The 17,466-nt window shown below is 71.5% G+C and carries 15 protein-coding genes; 10 read left to right on the top strand and 5 right to left on the bottom strand.

Annotated features, from left to right (window positions below):
- Positions 1-18 precede the first annotated feature (18 nt).
- The 3 genes from AB4Z14_RS10340 to AB4Z14_RS10330 are packed head-to-tail and all read right to left on the bottom strand — an operon-like array spanning position 19 to position 2,641.
- Complete coding sequence (locus AB4Z14_RS10340; protein WP_442275120.1) at positions 19-579, bottom strand: DUF1003 domain-containing protein; 561 nt, start codon at positions 577-579, stop codon at positions 19-21.
- Positions 576-1,883 (bottom strand): magnesium transporter MgtE N-terminal domain-containing protein, encoded by a 1,308-nt coding sequence (locus AB4Z14_RS10335; protein ID WP_020143111.1) that lies wholly within the window; start codon positions 1,881-1,883, stop codon positions 576-578. The genes AB4Z14_RS10340 and AB4Z14_RS10335 overlap by 4 nt, the downstream gene beginning before the upstream one ends.
- A gap of 17 nt (positions 1,884-1,900) precedes the next feature.
- Entirely contained in the window at positions 1,901-2,641 is a 741-nt protein-coding gene (locus AB4Z14_RS10330; RefSeq protein ID WP_442275119.1) for a hypothetical protein, read from the bottom strand.
- A gap of 89 nt (positions 2,642-2,730) precedes the next feature.
- On the opposite strand from AB4Z14_RS10330, the gene AB4Z14_RS10325 reads away from it, so the two are divergent.
- The 3 genes from AB4Z14_RS10325 to AB4Z14_RS10315 all read left to right on the top strand — a co-directional run bounded on the left by AB4Z14_RS10325 (position 2,731) and on the right by AB4Z14_RS10315 (position 5,659).
- Complete coding sequence (locus tag AB4Z14_RS10325) at positions 2,731-3,804, top strand: HpcH/HpaI aldolase/citrate lyase family protein (protein ID WP_442275118.1); 1,074 nt, start codon at positions 2,731-2,733, stop codon at positions 3,802-3,804.
- Positions 3,805-3,809: 5 nt separating this feature from the next.
- On the top strand, positions 3,810-4,691 hold the full coding sequence (locus AB4Z14_RS10320; RefSeq protein WP_442275117.1) for an HpcH/HpaI aldolase/citrate lyase family protein: 882 nt from the start codon (positions 3,810-3,812) through the stop codon (positions 4,689-4,691).
- An 89-nt stretch (positions 4,692-4,780) separates the two neighbouring features.
- Complete coding sequence (locus tag AB4Z14_RS10315) at positions 4,781-5,659, top strand: GNAT family N-acetyltransferase (protein ID WP_442275116.1); 879 nt, start codon at positions 4,781-4,783, stop codon at positions 5,657-5,659.
- Positions 5,660-5,668: 9 nt separating this feature from the next.
- Here the strand turns inward: AB4Z14_RS10315 and AB4Z14_RS10310 are convergent, their stop codons facing one another.
- Entirely contained in the window at positions 5,669-6,454 is a 786-nt protein-coding gene (locus tag AB4Z14_RS10310; RefSeq protein ID WP_442275115.1) for an alpha/beta hydrolase-fold protein, read from the bottom strand.
- Between the two features lie 202 nt (positions 6,455-6,656).
- On the opposite strand from AB4Z14_RS10310, the gene AB4Z14_RS10305 reads away from it, so the two are divergent.
- The 3 genes from AB4Z14_RS10305 (at position 6,657) to AB4Z14_RS10295 (ending at position 9,795) form a co-directional block, all read left to right on the top strand.
- Complete coding sequence (locus AB4Z14_RS10305; protein WP_442275114.1) at positions 6,657-7,559, top strand: extensin family protein; 903 nt, start codon at positions 6,657-6,659, stop codon at positions 7,557-7,559.
- 49 nt (positions 7,560-7,608) lie between these two features.
- Positions 7,609-9,018, top strand: coding sequence for a proline--tRNA ligase (gene proS / locus AB4Z14_RS10300; protein ID WP_442275113.1), 1,410 nt, complete (start codon positions 7,609-7,611; stop codon positions 9,016-9,018).
- A gap of 111 nt (positions 9,019-9,129) precedes the next feature.
- Positions 9,130-9,795: a nitroreductase family protein gene (locus AB4Z14_RS10295; protein ID WP_442275112.1), complete on the top strand. Its 666-nt coding sequence runs from the start codon at positions 9,130-9,132 to the stop codon at positions 9,793-9,795.
- Between the two features lie 90 nt (positions 9,796-9,885).
- Here AB4Z14_RS10295 and AB4Z14_RS10290 read toward each other — a convergent pair whose 3' ends face one another.
- Complete coding sequence (locus AB4Z14_RS10290; protein WP_442275111.1) at positions 9,886-10,794, bottom strand: serine protein kinase RIO; 909 nt, start codon at positions 10,792-10,794, stop codon at positions 9,886-9,888.
- A gap of 250 nt (positions 10,795-11,044) precedes the next feature.
- Between AB4Z14_RS10290 and AB4Z14_RS10285 the strand changes: the two genes are divergently transcribed.
- From AB4Z14_RS10285 to AB4Z14_RS10270, 4 genes are all read left to right on the top strand, one after another.
- Positions 11,045-14,497 carry a DUF7379 domain-containing protein gene (locus AB4Z14_RS10285; RefSeq protein ID WP_442275110.1) on the top strand — a complete coding sequence of 1,151 codons (3,453 nt, stop codon included), beginning with the start codon at positions 11,045-11,047 and terminating at the stop codon, positions 14,495-14,497.
- 61 nt (positions 14,498-14,558) lie between these two features.
- Positions 14,559-15,434: a caspase family protein gene (locus tag AB4Z14_RS10280; protein WP_442275109.1), complete on the top strand. Its 876-nt coding sequence runs from the start codon at positions 14,559-14,561 to the stop codon at positions 15,432-15,434.
- 139 nt (positions 15,435-15,573) lie between these two features.
- The gene (locus AB4Z14_RS10275; RefSeq protein WP_442275108.1) at positions 15,574-16,773 is read left to right on the top strand and encodes an acyl-CoA dehydrogenase family protein; all 1,200 of its coding nucleotides are present in this window, start codon (positions 15,574-15,576) and stop codon (positions 16,771-16,773) included.
- 40 nt (positions 16,774-16,813) lie between these two features.
- Positions 16,814-17,416 (top strand): general stress protein, encoded by a 603-nt coding sequence (locus AB4Z14_RS10270; protein WP_442275107.1) that lies wholly within the window; start codon positions 16,814-16,816, stop codon positions 17,414-17,416.
- Positions 17,417-17,466 lie beyond the last annotated feature (50 nt).

Below are 17,466 nucleotides of genomic sequence, written 5' to 3'. Positions count from 1 at the left end.
CGGCCGGGGTGCGCTCGCTCACGGTCGGTGCCGGTTGTCCTTGGGCTCGTCGTCGGCGCCGTGGACGATCCCGCGGTCCTCCATCTCCTCGAGCAGCGAACGCAGCTCGGAGCGCACGAAGTCACGCGTGGCCTGCTCACGCAGGGCGAGACGCAGGGAGGCCACCTCGCGGGTCAGGAACTCGGTGTCGGCGAGGTTGCGCTCGTCGCGGGCCCGGTCCTGCTCGAGGGCCACCCGGTCGCGGTCGGCCTGGCGGTTCTGCGCGAGGAGGATGAGCGGTGCGGCATACGACGCCTGGAGGCTCAGCATGAGCGTCAGGAAGATGAACGGGAACTCGTCGAAGACGAGCCCCGGGGGCGCGAGGACGTTCCAGGCGATCCAGGCGGCGACGAAGACCGTCATCCCGATGAGGAACTGGGCCGTGCCCATGAAGCGGGCGAACTGCTCGGACAGGACGCCGAAGGCCTCCTGGGTCAGGGTGATCCGGGGCAGGACCCGGGCACGCTTCTCCTGCGGCTGGTCGAGCTTGTCCCCGCGGACCGCCCGGGCGCCAGGACGACGCTCGGCGCGCTCGCTCACGGCTTCACCCCCAGCTCGTGCCGCTCCTCACGCCAGTCCTCCGGGAGGATGTGGTCGAGCACGTCGTCGACGGTGACCGCTCCGATGAGGCGTCCGTCGTCGTCGACGACGGGCAGCGAGACGAGGTTGTAGGTCGCGAGGGTGCGCGTCACGGTCTCGAGCGACGCGGTGGCCACGACGGGCTCGATCTCCTTGTCGATGATCGACCCGACGGCGCCGTGCGGCGGCTCGCGCAGCAGGCGCTGGATGTGGACGAGGCCGAGGTAGCGGCCGGTCGGGGCCTCGAGCGGCGGGCGGCAGACGTAGACCATCGACGCCAGCGCCGGGGCGAGCTCCTCGCGGCGCACCGTCGCGAGGGCCTCGGCGATGGTCGCCTCGGGTCCGAGGATGACGGGTTCGGTCGTCATCATGCCGCCGGCGGTCTTCTCGTCGTAGGCGAGCAGACGACGCAGGGGAGCGGCCTCGTCGGGCTCCATGAGCTGGAGCAGCTCCTCGGCCTGCTCGGGCGGCAGGTCGGCGAGCAGATCGGCCGCGTCGTCGGGCTCCATCGCCTCGAGGACGTCGGCCGCGCGTTCGTTGGCCAGGCCGGCGAGGATCTCGACCTGGTCGTCCTCCGGCAGCTCCTCGAGCACGTCGGCGAGGCGCTCGTCGTCGAGCGCGGCGGCCACCTCGGCCCGGCGCTTGGGGTTGAGGTCGTGGATGACCTCGGCGAGGTCGGCGACCTTGAGGTCGTCGTAGGTCTCGAGGAGGCGCTCGGCGCTCTGGGCGCCGGCCTGCTCGTGGAGGCCGACGACGTCGCGGATGTCGACGAGCATCGTCTTGCCCGAGCGGCGACGCGTGAGCCGGGACATCGCCTTCGAGGCCGACGAGACCCCCGCCGGCGCCTGCCGGACGAAGACCCGCGTGCCGATCCAGTCGCGACGCGGGCCCTGCTCGATGGCAAGGTCCTCGACGAGCGAGTCGGCGAAGCCGGCCTCGACGGCCTCGGCCGTCGTGACGCGGACGGTCCGGTCGAACAGCTCGGCGGCGACGAGGACCTCGTTGGTGCGCTGTTCGAAGCGGCGCATGTTTACCAGGCCGGTCGTGATGACGGCGCCGGCGTCGATCGACGTGACCCGGGTCATCGGCACGAAGACCCGGCGGCGACCGGGCACCTCGACGACGAGGCCGATGACGCGGGGCTCGGGTCGGTTGACCGAGAACATCACGACGACGTCGCGCACGCGCCCGACCTGGTCACCGAGCGGGTCGAAGACGCTCAGTCCGGTCAGGCGCGCGACGAAGACGCGGGTGCTCGCACTCATGGCCCAAGGCTATGGGGTCAGCGTCCGCGGCGACGGGTGCCACGTCGCTGGCGCTTCTTGCGCAGCTTCGCGCGCTCCTTCGCGGCGTTGCGCGCGGCCTTCGCCTCGTCCTTGGCCCGCTTGCGCTCGGCCTTCTCCTCGCCGCGCCCACCCCAGTGCCACGGGCGCCAGGACGTGGTCGTCGCGGCGGTGCGGGCCGGGGGCTCGCGGTGGTCGTGGGCGGCATATGCGCCGGGGGACTCGAGCGGGCTGTCGAAGGGCACGAGGGCGGTGACGGTGCACTCGGCCGCCCAGCGTGTCAGCGAGTCGTCGACCGAGTTGAGCCGCGACGCGCGGAGGAGCTCGGCCGCGCGCTGCCACTCGGGGGTGCCGGGCTCGAGGACGTGGACGTGTGCGCGGACCGTGAGCAGGCGGCCCCCGGTGTCCTTGCTGCGCAGGATGACCCTGACCTCCTTGGGCAGCCACGGGAGTGGCTGCTCGCCCGGTCCGCTCACGACGAGGGCCGCCCCGTCGTCCCACACGTGCCAGGCCGGCCACGTGCGGTCGTCGGCGACCTCGATCCAGAGCAGACCGGACTTCGCCATCGCCTCGCCGAGCAGGGCGGTCGCGGAGGCGGCGGACGCGGCGGACTGCGGGTCGGCCTGCGTGGGCGGCGCCGTGGGCGCGGAGGGCACCTGTTCGGTGCCCGTCCCCGTGCCCTTCTCGGGGCTCGTCCCTGCGCCCTGCTCGGTCACAGGCTCGGTCGCGCGCTCGGTCACACCGCCACCTTAGTGATCCCGCCCTCATCGGCGGTACGCGTGACTGTCGTCATAACGCGGGCCGTCCGCCCGTTGCTACGTTGACGCCCATGCGCAGCGCCAAGGACTTCTTCCGGCCGCTCGCGGTGGGGGCGCCGACGCCCCTGACGCAGGTGCCGGCCCGCCCGTCCCGGGTCATCCACTTCTTCGACCCGAGCAACCCGAAGATGGCCGCGAAGGTGCCGGATCTCGTCGGCACCGTCGACGTCCTCCTCGGCAACCTCGAGGACGCCGTCAAGGCCGACCGCAAGGAGGCGGCCCGGGCCGGCCTCGTCGAGATCGCGAAGGCCACCGACTTCGGCGAGAACACCCAGCTCTGGACGCGCATCAACGCGCTGGACAGCCCGTGGGCGCTCGACGACCTCACGACCCTCGTCACGGAGATCGGCGACAAGCTCGACGTCGTCATGGTGCCGAAGGTGCAGGGCGCCGAGGACATCCACTACGTCGACCGCCTCCTCGCCCAGCTCGAGGCGAAAGCGGGCCTGACCCGTCCGATCCTCGTGCACGCGATCCTCGAGACGGCGCGCGGCATGGTCAACGTCGAGGAGATCTGTGGCGCCTCGCCGCGCATGCAGGGCCTGTCGCTGGGACCGGCCGACCTCGCGGCCGACCGACGCATGAAGACGACCCGCGTCGGCGGCGGGCACCCCGGCTACCTCGTGCGCACCGACCCCGTCGACGGTGACATCACGGGAGCGCGCGCGACGGCGCAGCAGGACCTCTGGCACTACACGATCGCCCGCATGGTCGATGCGTGCGCGATGCACGGGATCTACCCGTACTACGGACCGTTCGGCGACATCCAGGACGTCGTCGCGTGCGAGGACCAGTTCCGCAACGCCTTCCTCCTCGGCTGCGTCGGCACGTGGTCGCTGCACCCGGTGCAGATCGAGATCGCCAAACGCGTCTTCAGCCCGTCGGCCGAGGACGTCGCGCACGCGCGACGCGTCGTCGCCGCGATGGGCGACGGCACGGGTGCCGTCATGCTCGACGGGAAGATGGAGGACGACGCCAGCCTCAAGCAGTGTCTCGTCATCGTCGAGCTCGCCGAGCGTCTCTCCCAGACCGACCCCGCGCTCGCCGAGCTGTATGCCGCCGAGCCCGCCCCGCAGGAAGGCTGACTGCCGTGCCCGTCGAGCCCGACGCATACCGCCCCCGACGCTCGGTGCTCTACATGCCGAGCTCCAACGAGCGCGCCCTGGAGAAGGCGAAGACCCTTCCCGTCGATGCCCTCATCCTCGACCTCGAGGACGCCGTCGCCCCCGATGCGAAGGGGACGGCGCGCGAGAAGGCATGCGCCGCAGTGCAGTCCGGAGACTACGGCCGGCGTGAGCTGACGATCCGGGTCAACGGCCTGGGGTCGCAGTGGCACGACGCCGACCTCGCGGCGGCGGCCGCAGCCGGACCTGACGCGATCGTCGTGCCCAAGGTCGGCTCGGCCGACGAGGTGCGCGGCCTCGTCGCCGCGATGGAGGCCGCCGGCGCTCCGGAGCACACGCGGCTCTGGGCGATGGTCGAGACGCCGGTGGCCGTGCTGCACGCCGAGGAGATCGCGCGCGCGTCCGACCGTCTTGCCTGTCTCGTGCTCGGCACGAACGACCTCTACAAGGAGCTCGGCGCGAGCTTCGCCCCGGGACGGATCGCGATCCAGACCTCGCTCCAGCTCGCGGTCCTCGCGGCGCGGGCTGCCGGGGTGGCTGTCGTCGACGGCGTCTACAACGACGTCAAGGACTCCGACGGCTTCCTCGCCGAGGCGCGCCAGGGCCGGGAGATGGGCTTCGACGGCAAGACGCTGATCCACCCGGGGCAGGTGGAGGCGTGCAACGACGTCTTCGCGCCGAGCGCCGAGCAGGTCGAGCAGGCGCGGGCCGTGATCGCCGCCTTCGAGACCGCGCGGGCCGAGGGCAAGGGCGTCGTCACCCTCGACGGGAGGCTCATCGAGAGCCTGCACGTCGACACCGCCCACAAGGTCCTCGCGACCGCCGAGGCCATCGCCGCGCTGTCCTGACCGACACCCGTGGACACCGCTCGCCGCAGGGCACGGTGCCGTCGCAAAACGAGGTGTGCGCTCGCGCGTGGACGGTGTTGGATCGGGGCATGTCGATCGAGCTGAGCGCGCCGGGAGTCCAGGGCCTCGTCGAGGCCGTGAACGAGATGCGCGAGTGGCAGCAGGACGGGATACCGGTCCAGCTGCACCCCGGCGACCTCGGCTGGAACTGGAGCTTCGGCGCCGACGCGACCGCGGCGGCCGTTCGCACATGGAGCCGCGACGGGCGCCTCGTCGCAGTCGGGTTCCTCGACGACCCGCGCGTGCTCCGGATGGCGATCGCGCCGGAGGCCGGTGACGACGACGAGCTGGCGCAGCAGCTGCTCTCCGACGTGTCGCGTCCCGAGCGTGGCGTGCTCCCCGCCGGGGAGGGCTCGGTGGAGGCGCGTTTCGGTGATGCCTTCCGCGCCCGCCTCGCGGACGACGGATGGGCCGACGGCGAGCCGTGGACGCCGCTCGTCCGAGACCTGACCGAGCCCGTCGAGGACAGCGGACTGCGGGTGGAGGTCGTCGGCGCGGACCCGGAGCCGGAGCGGCTCCGTGACCGGGTGGCGGTCCAGCGCGCGTCGTTCGAGACCTCGACGTTCAGCGAGGAGCGGTGGCGGGAGATGGCGTCCGGGCCTGCCTACGTCGACGCGAGGTGCCTCGTCGCCTACGACGAGTCCGGAGCCGCGGTGGCAACCGCGACCGTGTGGTCGGCCGGACCGGGGCGACCCGGTCTCATCGAGCCGCTGGGGGCGCACCGCGACCACCGGGGCCGCGGCCACGGGCGCGCGATCACCCTCGCGAGCGCGGCCACCCTCCGGGAGCTGGGCGCCTCGAGCTGCCTGGTCTGCACCCCGAGCGCCAACGTCGGTGGTGTCGCCGCCTACGTCTCGGCCGGCTTCCGCCGCCTGCCGGACGCCCACGACCTGCACCGCGCTGCGTGAGCCGGGCCGTCAGGACCGGGCGGCCGCCCAGGTCATCTCGGCGCTGACGTTGCCGCTCCAGAAGCCGTCGTCGTGGCCACCTGGGGTGAAGTGGGCCTCGGTGCCCGGAAGGCGCAGGGCCAGAACGCGGTTCGCGGCGATGAACGGGTCGGACATGCCGCAGTCGAGCCTCACGGGAATGCCCTGCAGCCGGTCCAGCCGGTTGAAGATCGAGTGCCGGTCGAAGTCGGCCCGCCCGTCGTAGGCGCGGGCGGGCGTCTCGCTGCCCTTCTGCCACAGTGCTGCGCTCGCGGCGACGACGCCGCTGACGCGAGAACGCCCGAGCTCGCTCGCGATGAGAAGCGCACCGAAGCCGCCCATCGACCACCCGAGCAGGACGACCGGCGAGGACGCCGGCAGCCCGGCAGCCTTCAGCGCCATCGGCACGAGCTCGTCACGGACCATCGCCCCGGTGTCGCTGCCGTCGCGGCGTGGGTGCCAGTAGCTGTTGCCCCCGTCGACGGAGACCAGCGCCATCCTGGAGGGCTCGACGGCATCGCCGAAACCGAGGTTGAACGCGTCGTCGGCGCCCCCTCCGAAACCGTGCAGCGCCACGACGAGCCCCCGGGTTCGGCCTGCGCGGGGCACGGCCATCCGCCAGCGTGGGGCCTCGACACCGAAGCGGTCCGACAGCACCCCGTCGCTGAGGGTCGGCCCGTCGGTGGCGGAGCAGCCGCCGACCCCGGTCGTCGCCGTCGCCAGACCGAGCGCTCCGAGCAGGACGACGCGTCGAGACGGCCCGGTGTCGGAGGACATGCGGGGAGCGTAGGACTCAGGCGGCCACGCGACGGGGCGACGCGCGCCGGGACGCACCCGGCTGACGACGAAATGCCCCGATCGAGCGAGGTCGGGGCGGCGTTCTGCTCCCGGGACGGCGCCCCCCGCTGGCTTCCTTGAGTCTGCCCATCGGCTTCGTTGCCCGGGGGACACCCTGACCGCCTCGCACGTTGGACCAGGCATGGGCCAGCAGATGCGGACGGGGGAGCAGGCAGCCCGGCGCCCCGAGCCGGACGCGCCGCGATCCGGTCAGAGCGGACTGACCCGCCGCCGCCTGCTCACGCTCGGCGCGGTGGGTGCCGTCGCCGCCGGAGGGGCGTATGCCGTGTCGCGCGGTCCCGGCCTCGCGTCCCTCCCGCGGCTGGCGGGCCTGGGTGAGCCGACGCCGCCGGAGCTGCGCATCGACCCGCAGCCGGTCGACCGCTCGGCCCTGCAGGCGCGGCAGCGCATCGGGGCCGCGGCCTACGTCTACGAGGTGACGGCCCGTCCCGCCACGTACTACGTCACCGAGCCGTTCGGGGCGCGCCTCGACCGGTGGCTCGCCCTGCACCGGCGCCACGTCGGCCAGGTGCCCGACGAGGTGCGCTCCTACGGGGCCTGGGTCCGCGGCTCGGCGACGTCGTGGCACAGCTCGGGGGAGGCCATCGACATCGCGCGGCTGCGCGCCGACGGCCGCGACCTGACGAGCCTGCGCTACGACCTGTGGCGTGACGCACCGGCGCCCGAGCTGCGTCGTCGCCTCGCGCTCTACTGGCGCACGGCCGCCGGACTGCACCACGAGTTCGCCGACGTCCTGACCTACCTCTTCGACGCGGCGCACAGCAACCACATCCACGTCGACCTCGGCCGGTTCGGGCCGGAGCGTCCGCGCCTCATCCGTCGTTCCGACGCCCAGGTGCAGGCCGTCCAGGCGATGTGCCGGCACGTCTGGGGTCGCACCGACGTGGAGATCTCCGGCGACTTCGACGACGTGACCCGGGAGGCGACCACCCGCATCCTCGAGCAGACCGGCAGCCCGGCGGAGCTCGGCGACAGCCGAGAGGCCTGGCAGGCCTTCATGGTCGCCACGATGGAGCGGGCCTAGGCGGAATCGACGTGACGGCGCCCCCGGGGCCGATCATAGGATCGGGGCCATGGCCAAGACCGTGCTCACACCCCAGTCCGAGGACTTCCCCCGGTGGTACCAGGACATCGTCGCCAAGGCGGAGCTCGCCGACAACGGTCCGGTGCGCGGCACCATGGTCATCCGACCGTACGGCTACGCGATCTGGGAGCGGATGCAGGCCGACATGGACCGGCGCATCAAGGAGGCCGGCGCACGCAACGCCTACTTCCCGCTCTTCATCCCGGAGTCCTACCTCAGCCGCGAGGCCGAGCACGTCGAGGGCTTCAGCCCCGAGCTCGCGGTCGTGACCCATGCGGGCGGCAAGGAGCTCGAGGAGAAGGTCGTCGTGCGCCCGACCTCCGAGACGGTCATCGGCGAGTACATGGCGAAATGGACGCAGAGCTACCGCGACCTGCCGCTGCTGCTCAACCAGTGGGCCAACGTCGTGCGGTGGGAGCTGCGCCCGCGGATCTTCCTGCGCACGAGCGAGTTCCTCTGGCAGGAGGGCCACACGGCGCACGCCACCGAAGAGGACGCGCGCCTCTACGCGAAGCGGATCCACGAGGAGGTCTATGCGCCGTTCATGCGCGAGATGCTCGCCATGCCCGTCGTCCTCGGTCGCAAGACGAAGCGCGAGCGTTTCGCCGGTGCGACGAACACCCTTGCGCTGGAAGGGATGATGCGCGACGGCAAGGCCCTGCAGATGGGCACGAGCCACGAGCTCGGCCAGAACTTCGCCAAGGCCTTCGACATCACCTACCTGTCCGAGCAGGGCCGCCAGGAGACGTGCTGGACGACGTCGTGGGGCAGCTCGACCCGCATGCTCGGCGGCCTCATCATGGGCCACGGTGACGACCACGGTCTGCGTATGCCGCCGAGGCTCGCTCCCGTCCAGGCGCTCGTCATGGTCGTCAAGGACGGCGAGGGCGTGGTCGAGGCAGCGCGTCAGGTCGTCGCCGACCTCCTCGCGCGCGGGGTGCGGGCCGAGCTCGACGCCCGTGTCGACACGCCGTTCGGACGTCGCGCCGTCGATGCCGAGCTCAAGGGCATCCCGCTGCGGGTCGAGGTCGGTCCCCGCGACCTCGCCGAGGGCTCCGTCACCGTCGCCCGACGCATCGCCGGTGGCAAGTCGTCGGTGCCGCTCGGCGGCGTCGTCGACACGGTGACCGGCGCGCTCGACGAGGACCACGACGCGCTGTACGCCGCCGCGCTCGCCCACCGCGACACGAACACCGCCGCCGTGAGCACCATCGAGGAGGCCGCCGAGGCGGCCCGCGCCGGCTGGGCCACCATCCCGTGGTCGACCCTCGGTGAGGAGGGAGAGTCGCTGCTCGCGGAGTCGGCAGTGACGGTCCGGTGCCTGACGATGCCTGACGGCTCCGTGCCGACCTCGGAGTCCGACGCCGGCGTGGTCGCGGTCGTCGGCCGCGCCTACTGACGTGGCACGTCGCCGGTCCCTCGGCCACCGGCGTGGTGCCGCCCACACCCGGGCCGGGAAGACGCCGGGCTGCGGCATGGTTGACGAGTGCGTGAGGACGGCGATCGAGACGTGAGTGACGAGACGGTGGTCGGCGGACGGCATGCGCCCGCGGTTCAGATGGCGCCCACGGCGCAGCCGGAGACGCTGACGCCCCTGCTACGCGACCGCGAGAGCGTCATGGTCTACGACCGGTCGCACGTGCTCGGCCCCGACACCCTGCGCGCGATCCTCGAGGCCGCGCGGTGGTCGCCGTCGGCCGGCAACTCGCAGCCCTGGGGCTTCATCGTCGGTCTGCGCGGCGACGACACGCACGCGGCCATGGTCGAGGTCCTCTCGTCAGCCAACCAGGTGTGGGCGCCGTCCGCCTCGGCGATCATCCTGACGCTGCACCAGGTCGCGACCGACGAGGACCACGAGCTCGCCTACAGCGACTACGCGATGTTCGACCTCGGGCAGGCGGTCGCCCACATCACCGTGCAGGCTCGCTCGATGGGCCTGCAGGTGCGTCAGTTCGGCGGCTTCGACCACGGTGCGGCGACCGAGCGGTTCGCCGTGCCGCCGCACTGGGCGGTCACGACGGGCATCGCGCTCGGACTGCCCGCCGGCCCGGACGACGACGGCGAGATGCCGGACTGGGTGCTGGCCCGGGCGCGGCTGCCGCGGTCCCGCCTGCCGCTCGAGGCCTTCGTCCACTCCGGGAAGTTCGGCCACCCGGCGGACTTCCTCACCGACTGACCGAGAGCGCCCGCACAGACGATGGAGGCCACCCCACGAACGGGTGGCCTCCATCTGGTCTGTGGCCCGTCGGTGTGACGACGAGCGTCGCTACCACCGCGACGTCGCCGCCGCGATGAGGTCACCGAAGAGCAGGCCCTCGTCGACCGCATACCCACGACGGGTGAACCAGTCACACATGTTGCGGGTGTCGCGTTCGAGGAACTCCGGGCCGTGCGGGTTGCCGATGACGTCGACGACCTGCGGCCAGTCGATGAGGACGAGCCGCGTGTCGTCCCCTTGGCCCTCGAGCAGCACGTTGTACGGGGAGAGGTCACCGTGCGCCCAGCCGAGCTCGGCGAGCCGCAGCATCGCCTCACGCAGCTGCTCGAACAGCACCGGCAGCAGGTCCGGGTCCGGACGCACCTGCGCCAGCCGCGGCGCGGCCTGCCCGTCGGGGGTGCCGATGAACTCCATCAGCATCTCGTCGTCGGACATCTGCACCGGGTAGGGCACCGGCAGCCCCTCGTGCCAGAGGCGGACCAGCGTCTCGAACTCGGCGAACGCCCAGAGGCCGCTGATCAGCTCCTTGCCGAACGCGGTGCGGGTCCGGATGGCCCGCGTCTCGCGCGACTTCCGCACCCGCCGGCCCTCGAGGTAGCCGGAGTCGCGGTGGAACATGCGGTGCTTGCTCGACCGGTACCGCTTGCCGGCCATGAGCACGTCCCGGTCGGCGGAGCCGGGCACCCACCGTCGGACGAGGTGGACGTCGGCCTCCTTGCCGGTCTTGAGCACCCCGAGGTCGGCCTCGACGGCGCCGAGGTCGGTGATGACCCAGTCGGGGCGGGGCTTCGGGCCGTGGGTGGCTCCGTCCCAGCTCGACCACCGGTCACCTTCGGGAGGGCCGTCGGGGTCGGTGTCGACCGCGTACGGCTCGTCCTCGAGGCCGAGGGTGCGCCGAGCGGTCAGTCTGGTGTCGACGACCGCGAGGTCGTCGTCGTGAAAAGCGTTGAATGACAAGAGAACTCCAAGGAAGAAGAGATGTGGGCAGGCATGCCCGGGGCCGTGATGGTCATGTCACCCTCCTTGGGGTCTGGCGTGCGGCCGTGTGCCACTGCGCTCGCGAAGAGACTGGCGCATCCAGCGGGTCCCGCGCAACGGAATTGATTCCGCGTGGCTTCGAGTGTTTGCCGCGATCTGTATCACCGAGCCCCCCGTTCACCTCTACCGTGGCAAGGAGCAGGGGAGACGTCTCGGAGGGAGCCCAGGTATGCCGTCCGCGTCCTTCGGCGGGGGAGCGGTGCGCGTGCGTGCGCCCCGCGGCTACGACGCGTCCGCCGCGACCGACCGCACCGACCGGGACCTGCCGTCAGGAGACCGGCGGGCGGCCGAGCGGGCCGCCCTCGTCGAGGCCCTGCGCACCGACGACTTCGTCGTCGTCGACCGGATCGACCTGACACCACAGCGATCTCGCGACCTAGGTGGTCCCGCGCCGGCCAACAGGGTGGGCACCGTGAAGCTCGACGTCGACGTGCCGGCCGGCAACGACGCCGTCATCCTGCTCGAGCGCGACGGGGTCTACTCGTGGCACCTGCCGGTCGATGCGGCCGAGCGCACGCGGTCGATCGACCCCGGCCCCCGCACCGTGTCCTTCGCCCTGTCGGTGCAGCCGGAGCGCCCGCGCCGTCCGCGACCGCGGTCACGGGGCCTCGACGGGCCGGGCGCAGAACCGGCTGACCGTGGGCTGCTCGGCGATCTCGCCCACGGCGTCCTCCAGGCGATCGTGCTGCGCTTCGCCGCGCCCGTCATCGTCGGCAAGGTCGTCGAGCGACTCGAGTCGGGCGTGCGCACCGGGCTCGTCCACGTCACGGGGGGAGCGCTCGACGCGTGGAAGCCCGTCGGCTCGCTCGCGGAGGTGGGCCTCCCCACCGACCGCGCGGCACGGGTTCTGCTCCTCGTCCACGGCACGTTCTCGTCGACCACCAGTGCCTTCGGGGCTCTCGCCGTCACGCCCGGCGCGGAGGGCTTCGTCGACACCCTCGTGTCCGCGTACGACGCCGTCATCGGCTTCGACCACCGCACGCTCAGCGTCGACCCGGAGCGCAACGCCCGCGACCTGCTCGCCCTGCTCGCGCCCCACGACGGCGAGCTCGTCCTCGACGTCATCACGCACAGCCGCGGCGGGCTGGTCACGCGGTCGTTCGTCGAGTCGGTGCTGCCGGGTGCCGGACTGCGCGTGGCGGTCGACTCCATCGTCTTCGTGGCCTCCACCAACGGCGGCACCCACCTCGCCGACCCAGAGCGCTGGCACGACCTCGTCGACCTCTACACGAACCTCGTCATGGTGACCGCCGCCGGTCTCTCCCTCGTGCCCGGCGGGGCCCCCTTCGCGGCCGTCGTCAGCGGTGTCGTCCGTGGCCTCGGCGCGCTCGTGAAGTACCTCGTGTCGTATGCCGCCGGCGACGACGGCGTGCCCGGCCTCGCCGCCATGACGCCCGACGGGCCCTTCGTCACGACCCTCAACGAGGACCAGCCGGGCCAGCCCCGACCCGGGACGAGCTGGTACGTCGTCTCGTCCGACTTCCACGTGTCGCTCCTCGACGACCACCACAACCCGCCCGAGTTCCCCCGCGAGCTCGCCGTCCGTCTCGCCGAGGGCTTCGTCGACGGGATCTTCAAGGGGCGCAACGACCTTGTCGTCGACACCGACTCGATGTCGGCGATCGGCCTGCCGACCGGCGGCTACGTGCGCGACACGTTTGCGCTCGGCACCAACGACGTCGTCTACCACGTCAACTACTTCTCACAGCTCTCCGTCATCGGTGCGATCTCGCAGTGGCTGCCCCTCGGGCTCGGCGCGTCCGAGGAGGAGGCGCACCTGCCCGAGTGGATGACCGCGGGGCCGGTGCTCGGCGCCGACGGTGGTGGGGACGAGCGTGGACTCGAGATGGCCGAGATGGAGGCGTCGACCACCGCCGCCCGGCCACCGACGGCCGCCCGTCCGCCGTCCGCGACCAGGCCTCCCGGCTCGACCGCACGCCCGCCTGCGAGACCCTCCACTGGCCCGCGGGCGGAGCCGCCGGCGCGGACGGGCGTCCGGAAGACGACGTCGAAGAGGGCGACGAAGGCGACGGCGAAGAAGGCGACGGCGAAGAAGGCGACGCGCCGTGACCGCGAGAAGCCCCCGAGCGCTGGACCGACGAGCCCTCTCGAGGGAACGACGGAGGCCGAGCTCGCGGCGGAGATGCCCTCCACGGTGTGCCCGGGTGCCGACGCCACGGTGCGGGTCCGGCTGGCACGGCAGACGCTGGCACCGACGGAGGGCACGGTCCACGTCTCGAGGACGGTCCACGTCGACGCGGAGCGCCCGATCAGCGTGCAGGTCTACGCCAAGGACAACGTGCAGGTCCTCGAGACCGACGCCAAGGTCTTCGGCCTGCCGAGCGGCGACTGGGCCAGCGAGCTGACCTTCCGGGTACGTGCCCTCGCGCCCGGGCCCGTCCGCGTCTCCGTCGTCCTGCGACAGGGCTGGGTGCCCGTCGCCTCGGTCACCCTGGAGTCGACCGCAGCCGCTGCGGGGCTGGTCGCCGCGACGCCCGTCACCGCCACGGTCCACACCGGCATCGACGCACCAGAGCTCGACGGCCTGCCCTGCCTCGACATCGTCGAGAGTCGTCGCGTCACGGGCGAGCGCGTCTACAGCTATGCGCTCCGGCTCGTGCCGGGCGAGGCCGAGCGGGTCTTCGAGTCGGCACCGATCCTCGGGCGCGACGAGTTCGTGCGCGACCGGATCGCCGAGGTGGAGCGGGTCATCAAGGACCCCGACCTGACGCCGCGCCAGAGGATGTCGCAGCTGCAGAACACCGGCACCATGCTCTTCGACCAGTTCTTCCCCGAGGACATGCAGGCCTACCTCTGGGAGCACCGCGACCTCGTGCACGACCTCATCGTCTACACCGACGAGCCGTTCGTGCCGTGGGAGCTCGTCCACCTCAAGCCCGCTCGCGGCAAACGCGGCACCACGCCACGCTTCCTCGCGTCCGGCGGGCTCGTGCGCTGGCAGCTCGGCAGCTTCCCGCCCCGGGCCGTCCGCGTGCGGCGGGGCCACGCACGGTCGATCTGTCCCGTCTACGCCAACCCGATGTTCAAGAACGACGTCGGTGCCGCCGAGGCCGGCTACCTCAAGGACCGGTTCGGCGCCAAGGCCGTGACGGCGACCCCGAGCGGCGTCGAGCGTCTCCTGCGCGGCGGCGGCTTCGACCTGCTCCACTTCTCGGGCCACGGGGCGGCACGTTCCGACGACATCGCCGAGGCGAAGGTGCTGCTCAAGGGCCAGCGGCGCGGCACCACCGTGCGCGAGCAGTACCTCAGCTCGACCGACGTGTCCCAGAACCTCGACTGGACCGGACCCGACAGCGTCGGTCCCATCGTCGTCCTCAACGCCTGCCAGACCGGACGGTCCGGCGAGCTCTTCACGACGGTGGGCGGTTTCGCCAAGGCGTTCCTCGACGCCGGTGCCTCGGCGTTCGTGTCGTGCCTGTGGTCGGTCCAGGAGGAGCCGGCACGGGTTTTCGTCGAGACGCTCTACGAGGAGCTGCTCAAGGGCACCCAGATGTCCCGGGCGAGCGCGCTCGCCCGGGCGGCCGCGCGGGACGCGGACGACCCGACGTGGCTCGCCTACGTCGTGTACGCGAGACCCGACGCGGTCCTCGAGACACTGTGAAACGGCATACACCCCAGTCGAACCCGCTCAACCGAGGGGTTCCGAGAAGGAAGGAACGGCCATGGCAAGCAGGGCGCTGTGCGTGGGGATCAACGAGTTCGAGTCGCTGCCGCAGACGAGCTGGCTCAACGGCTGCGTCAACGACGCGAACGACATCGCCAAGGCGCTGCGGCCCCTCGGCTTCACGGCCCGCGCGACGACGGTGCTCACCGACGCCGGCGCGACGAAGAAGGCCGTCATGACGGCGCTGACGACGCTCGTCGACACCGCGAAGGCCGGTGACCACCTCATCTTCACCTTCTCCAGCCACGGCACGCAGGTGCCCAACGAGCCCGGTGGCGACGACGAGCCGGACGGTCTCGACGAGGCCTTCGCGTGCCACGACATCCGCCAGAAGGGCGACCAGTGGGACCGCGACACCGTCATCGTCGACGACGAGCTGCGCGACCTCTTCGCCCGCGTGCCCGCCGGCGTGCTGCTCGAGGTGCTGCTCGACACGTGCCACAGCGGCACCGGCCTCAAGGACCTCGACGAGATCCTCCAGGCCCAGCTCCTCGGCCGCAAACCGCGCTACCTTCCGCCACCCACCCCCCGCGGACTCGACCAGTCCCGGGCGATCCGCGCCGTCACGCCGGTGCGCACCGTCGACCGCAAGGCGCTCGTCGAGCTGACGAAGAGCCGCGCCACGGCCTCGAAGCCCGTCCTCTTCGCGGCGTGCAAGCCCAACCAGACGGCGTCGGACGCGACGTTCGACGGCCGCTCCAACGGGGCCTTCACCTACCTCTTCCTCAAGGCCATGAAGGCAGGCCCGACGGCGACCCGCACCGAGCTGCTCCGCACCGTGACGGCCGGGCTCAAGGACGGCGACTTCAGCCAGCGTTCGACGCTCGAGGGTCCGGTCAAGGCCAAGAAGGTCGCCTTCGGCCAGCTCTGGTAGCTGGTGGCTCCGACGAACTCCGGTGACCGAGGACACAGGTGTCGACACTCACACGCGGGCGCGCTGACCGCGTGCCCGGGGCGACGGCATACTCGGTCGCAGTTGTCCGAGAGCCCAGACGCAAGGTGGCGATCCGAGCATGTCCCGACTGCAGCAGACCGACGGCCTCACCGAGGAGCAGACCGAGCTGATCAAGCTCGTCCGTGAGTTCGTCGACGAGCAGATCATCCCCGTCGCCATGGAGCTCGAGCACCGGGACGAGTACCCCCAGGCCATCGTCGACGGAATGAAGGAGATGGGGATCTTCGGGTTGATGATCCCCGAGGAGTACGGCGGCCTGGGCGAGTCCCTGCTGACCTACGCCCTCTGCGTCGAGGAGATCGCGCGCGGCTGGATGAGTGTCAGCGGCATCATCAACACCCACTTCATCGTCGCGTACATGGTGCTCCAGCACGGGACCGAGGAGCAGAAGCAGCACTACCTGCCGAAGATGGCGACGGGCGAGATCCGGGGTGCGTTCTCGATGAGCGAGCCGGGCTGCGGTTCGGACGTGGCCGCCATCAAGACCAAGGCCGTCAAGGGCGACGACGGCGAGTGGTCGATCACCGGACAGAAGATGTGGCTGACCAACGGCGGCTCCGCCAACCTCGTCGCCGTCCTCGTCAAGACCGACACTGGCGCCGACTCCGTCTACAAGAACATGACGACCTTCCTCGTCGACAAGGAGTCGGGCTTCGGCGAGACCGCCCAGGGCGTCACGGTGCCCGGCAAGATCGACAAGATGGGCTACAAGGGCGTCGACACGACCGAGCTCATCTTCGACGGGCACCGCACGACCGACGCGCAGATCCTCGGAGGCGAGCCGGGCAAGGGCTTCTACCAGATGATGGACGGCGTCGAGGTCGGCCGTGTCAACGTCGCTGCCCGCGGATGTGGTGTCGCGAGAAGGGCTTTCGAGCTCGGCATCTCCTACGCCCAGCAGCGCGAGACCTTCGGCAAGAAGATCGTCGACCACCAGGCCGTGCTCTTCCGCCTCGCCGACATGGCCGTCAAGGTCGAGGCCGCGCACGAGATGATGGTCAAGGCCGCCCGCAAGAAGGACTCCGGCCAGCGCAACGACCTCGAGGCCGGCATGGCGAAGTACCTTGCGTCCGAGTACTGCTCGCAGGTCGTCGAGGACAGCTTCCGCATCCACGGCGGCTACGGCTACTCCAAGGAGTACGAGATCGAGCGCCTCTACCGCGAGGCGCCGATGCTGCTCATCGGCGAGGGCACGGCCGACATCCAGCGGATGATCATCGGCCGCCGCCTCGTCGAGGACTACAAGCTCAAGGCCTGAGGGCCCCTCTCCACCGGAGCGGGGATGCGAGGATGGACGCATGAGCCTGCAACCGAAGGGTCCGGGGGGACGCCAGGGATTCGCGACACTCTCCCTGGAGTACCCCATGTCGCTGGGTGTGTTCGAGCAGTACGTCGACGCGCAGAAGGCCGTCGACACGCTCTCCGACAACCAGTTCCCGGTCGAGAACTGCCTCATCGTCGGCACCGACCTCAAGCAGATGGAGCGGGTGACCGCGCGCCTCACGTGGGGACGTGTCGCTCTCGGCGGTCTGCTCTCCGGCGTGTGGCTCGGGCTCTTCGTGGGCCTGATCCTCTCGCTCTTCTCCCGCCCCTCGAACCCGTTGACCCTGCTGCTCTACACCGCCCTCTACGGTGCCGTGTTCGGCCTCATCTGGTCGCTCGTCGGCTACGCCTTCACCCGCGGTGCACGCGACTTCTCGTCGGTCAGCCAGGTCGTCGCGACGCGCTACGAGGTCTTCTGCGAGCACAAGTTCGCCCAGCAGGGTCGCCAGATCCTCGCCGACGCGGGCATCGGCGTCGGCGGCCGGGCGGGCATCGGCATCGCCCCGGTCACTCCGACCTCGCCGCCGACGCAGCCGTCGAGTCCGGACCAGCCGGGTCCGCCGCCTCCCGCCGGCTGACGCAGCTGCAACGAAAGCGCTCGCCCAGGTGTCCTTCCCGATGACGGATC

The sequence above is a fragment of the Terrabacter sp. 2TAF16 genome, from assembly GCF_052115065.1.
In the GTDB taxonomy this organism is placed as follows: Bacteria; Actinomycetota; Actinomycetes; order Actinomycetales; family Dermatophilaceae; genus Terrabacter.
The sequence above is the reverse complement of the archived record's forward strand: the minus strand, read 5'-3'. Positions and strand labels throughout refer to the sequence as shown.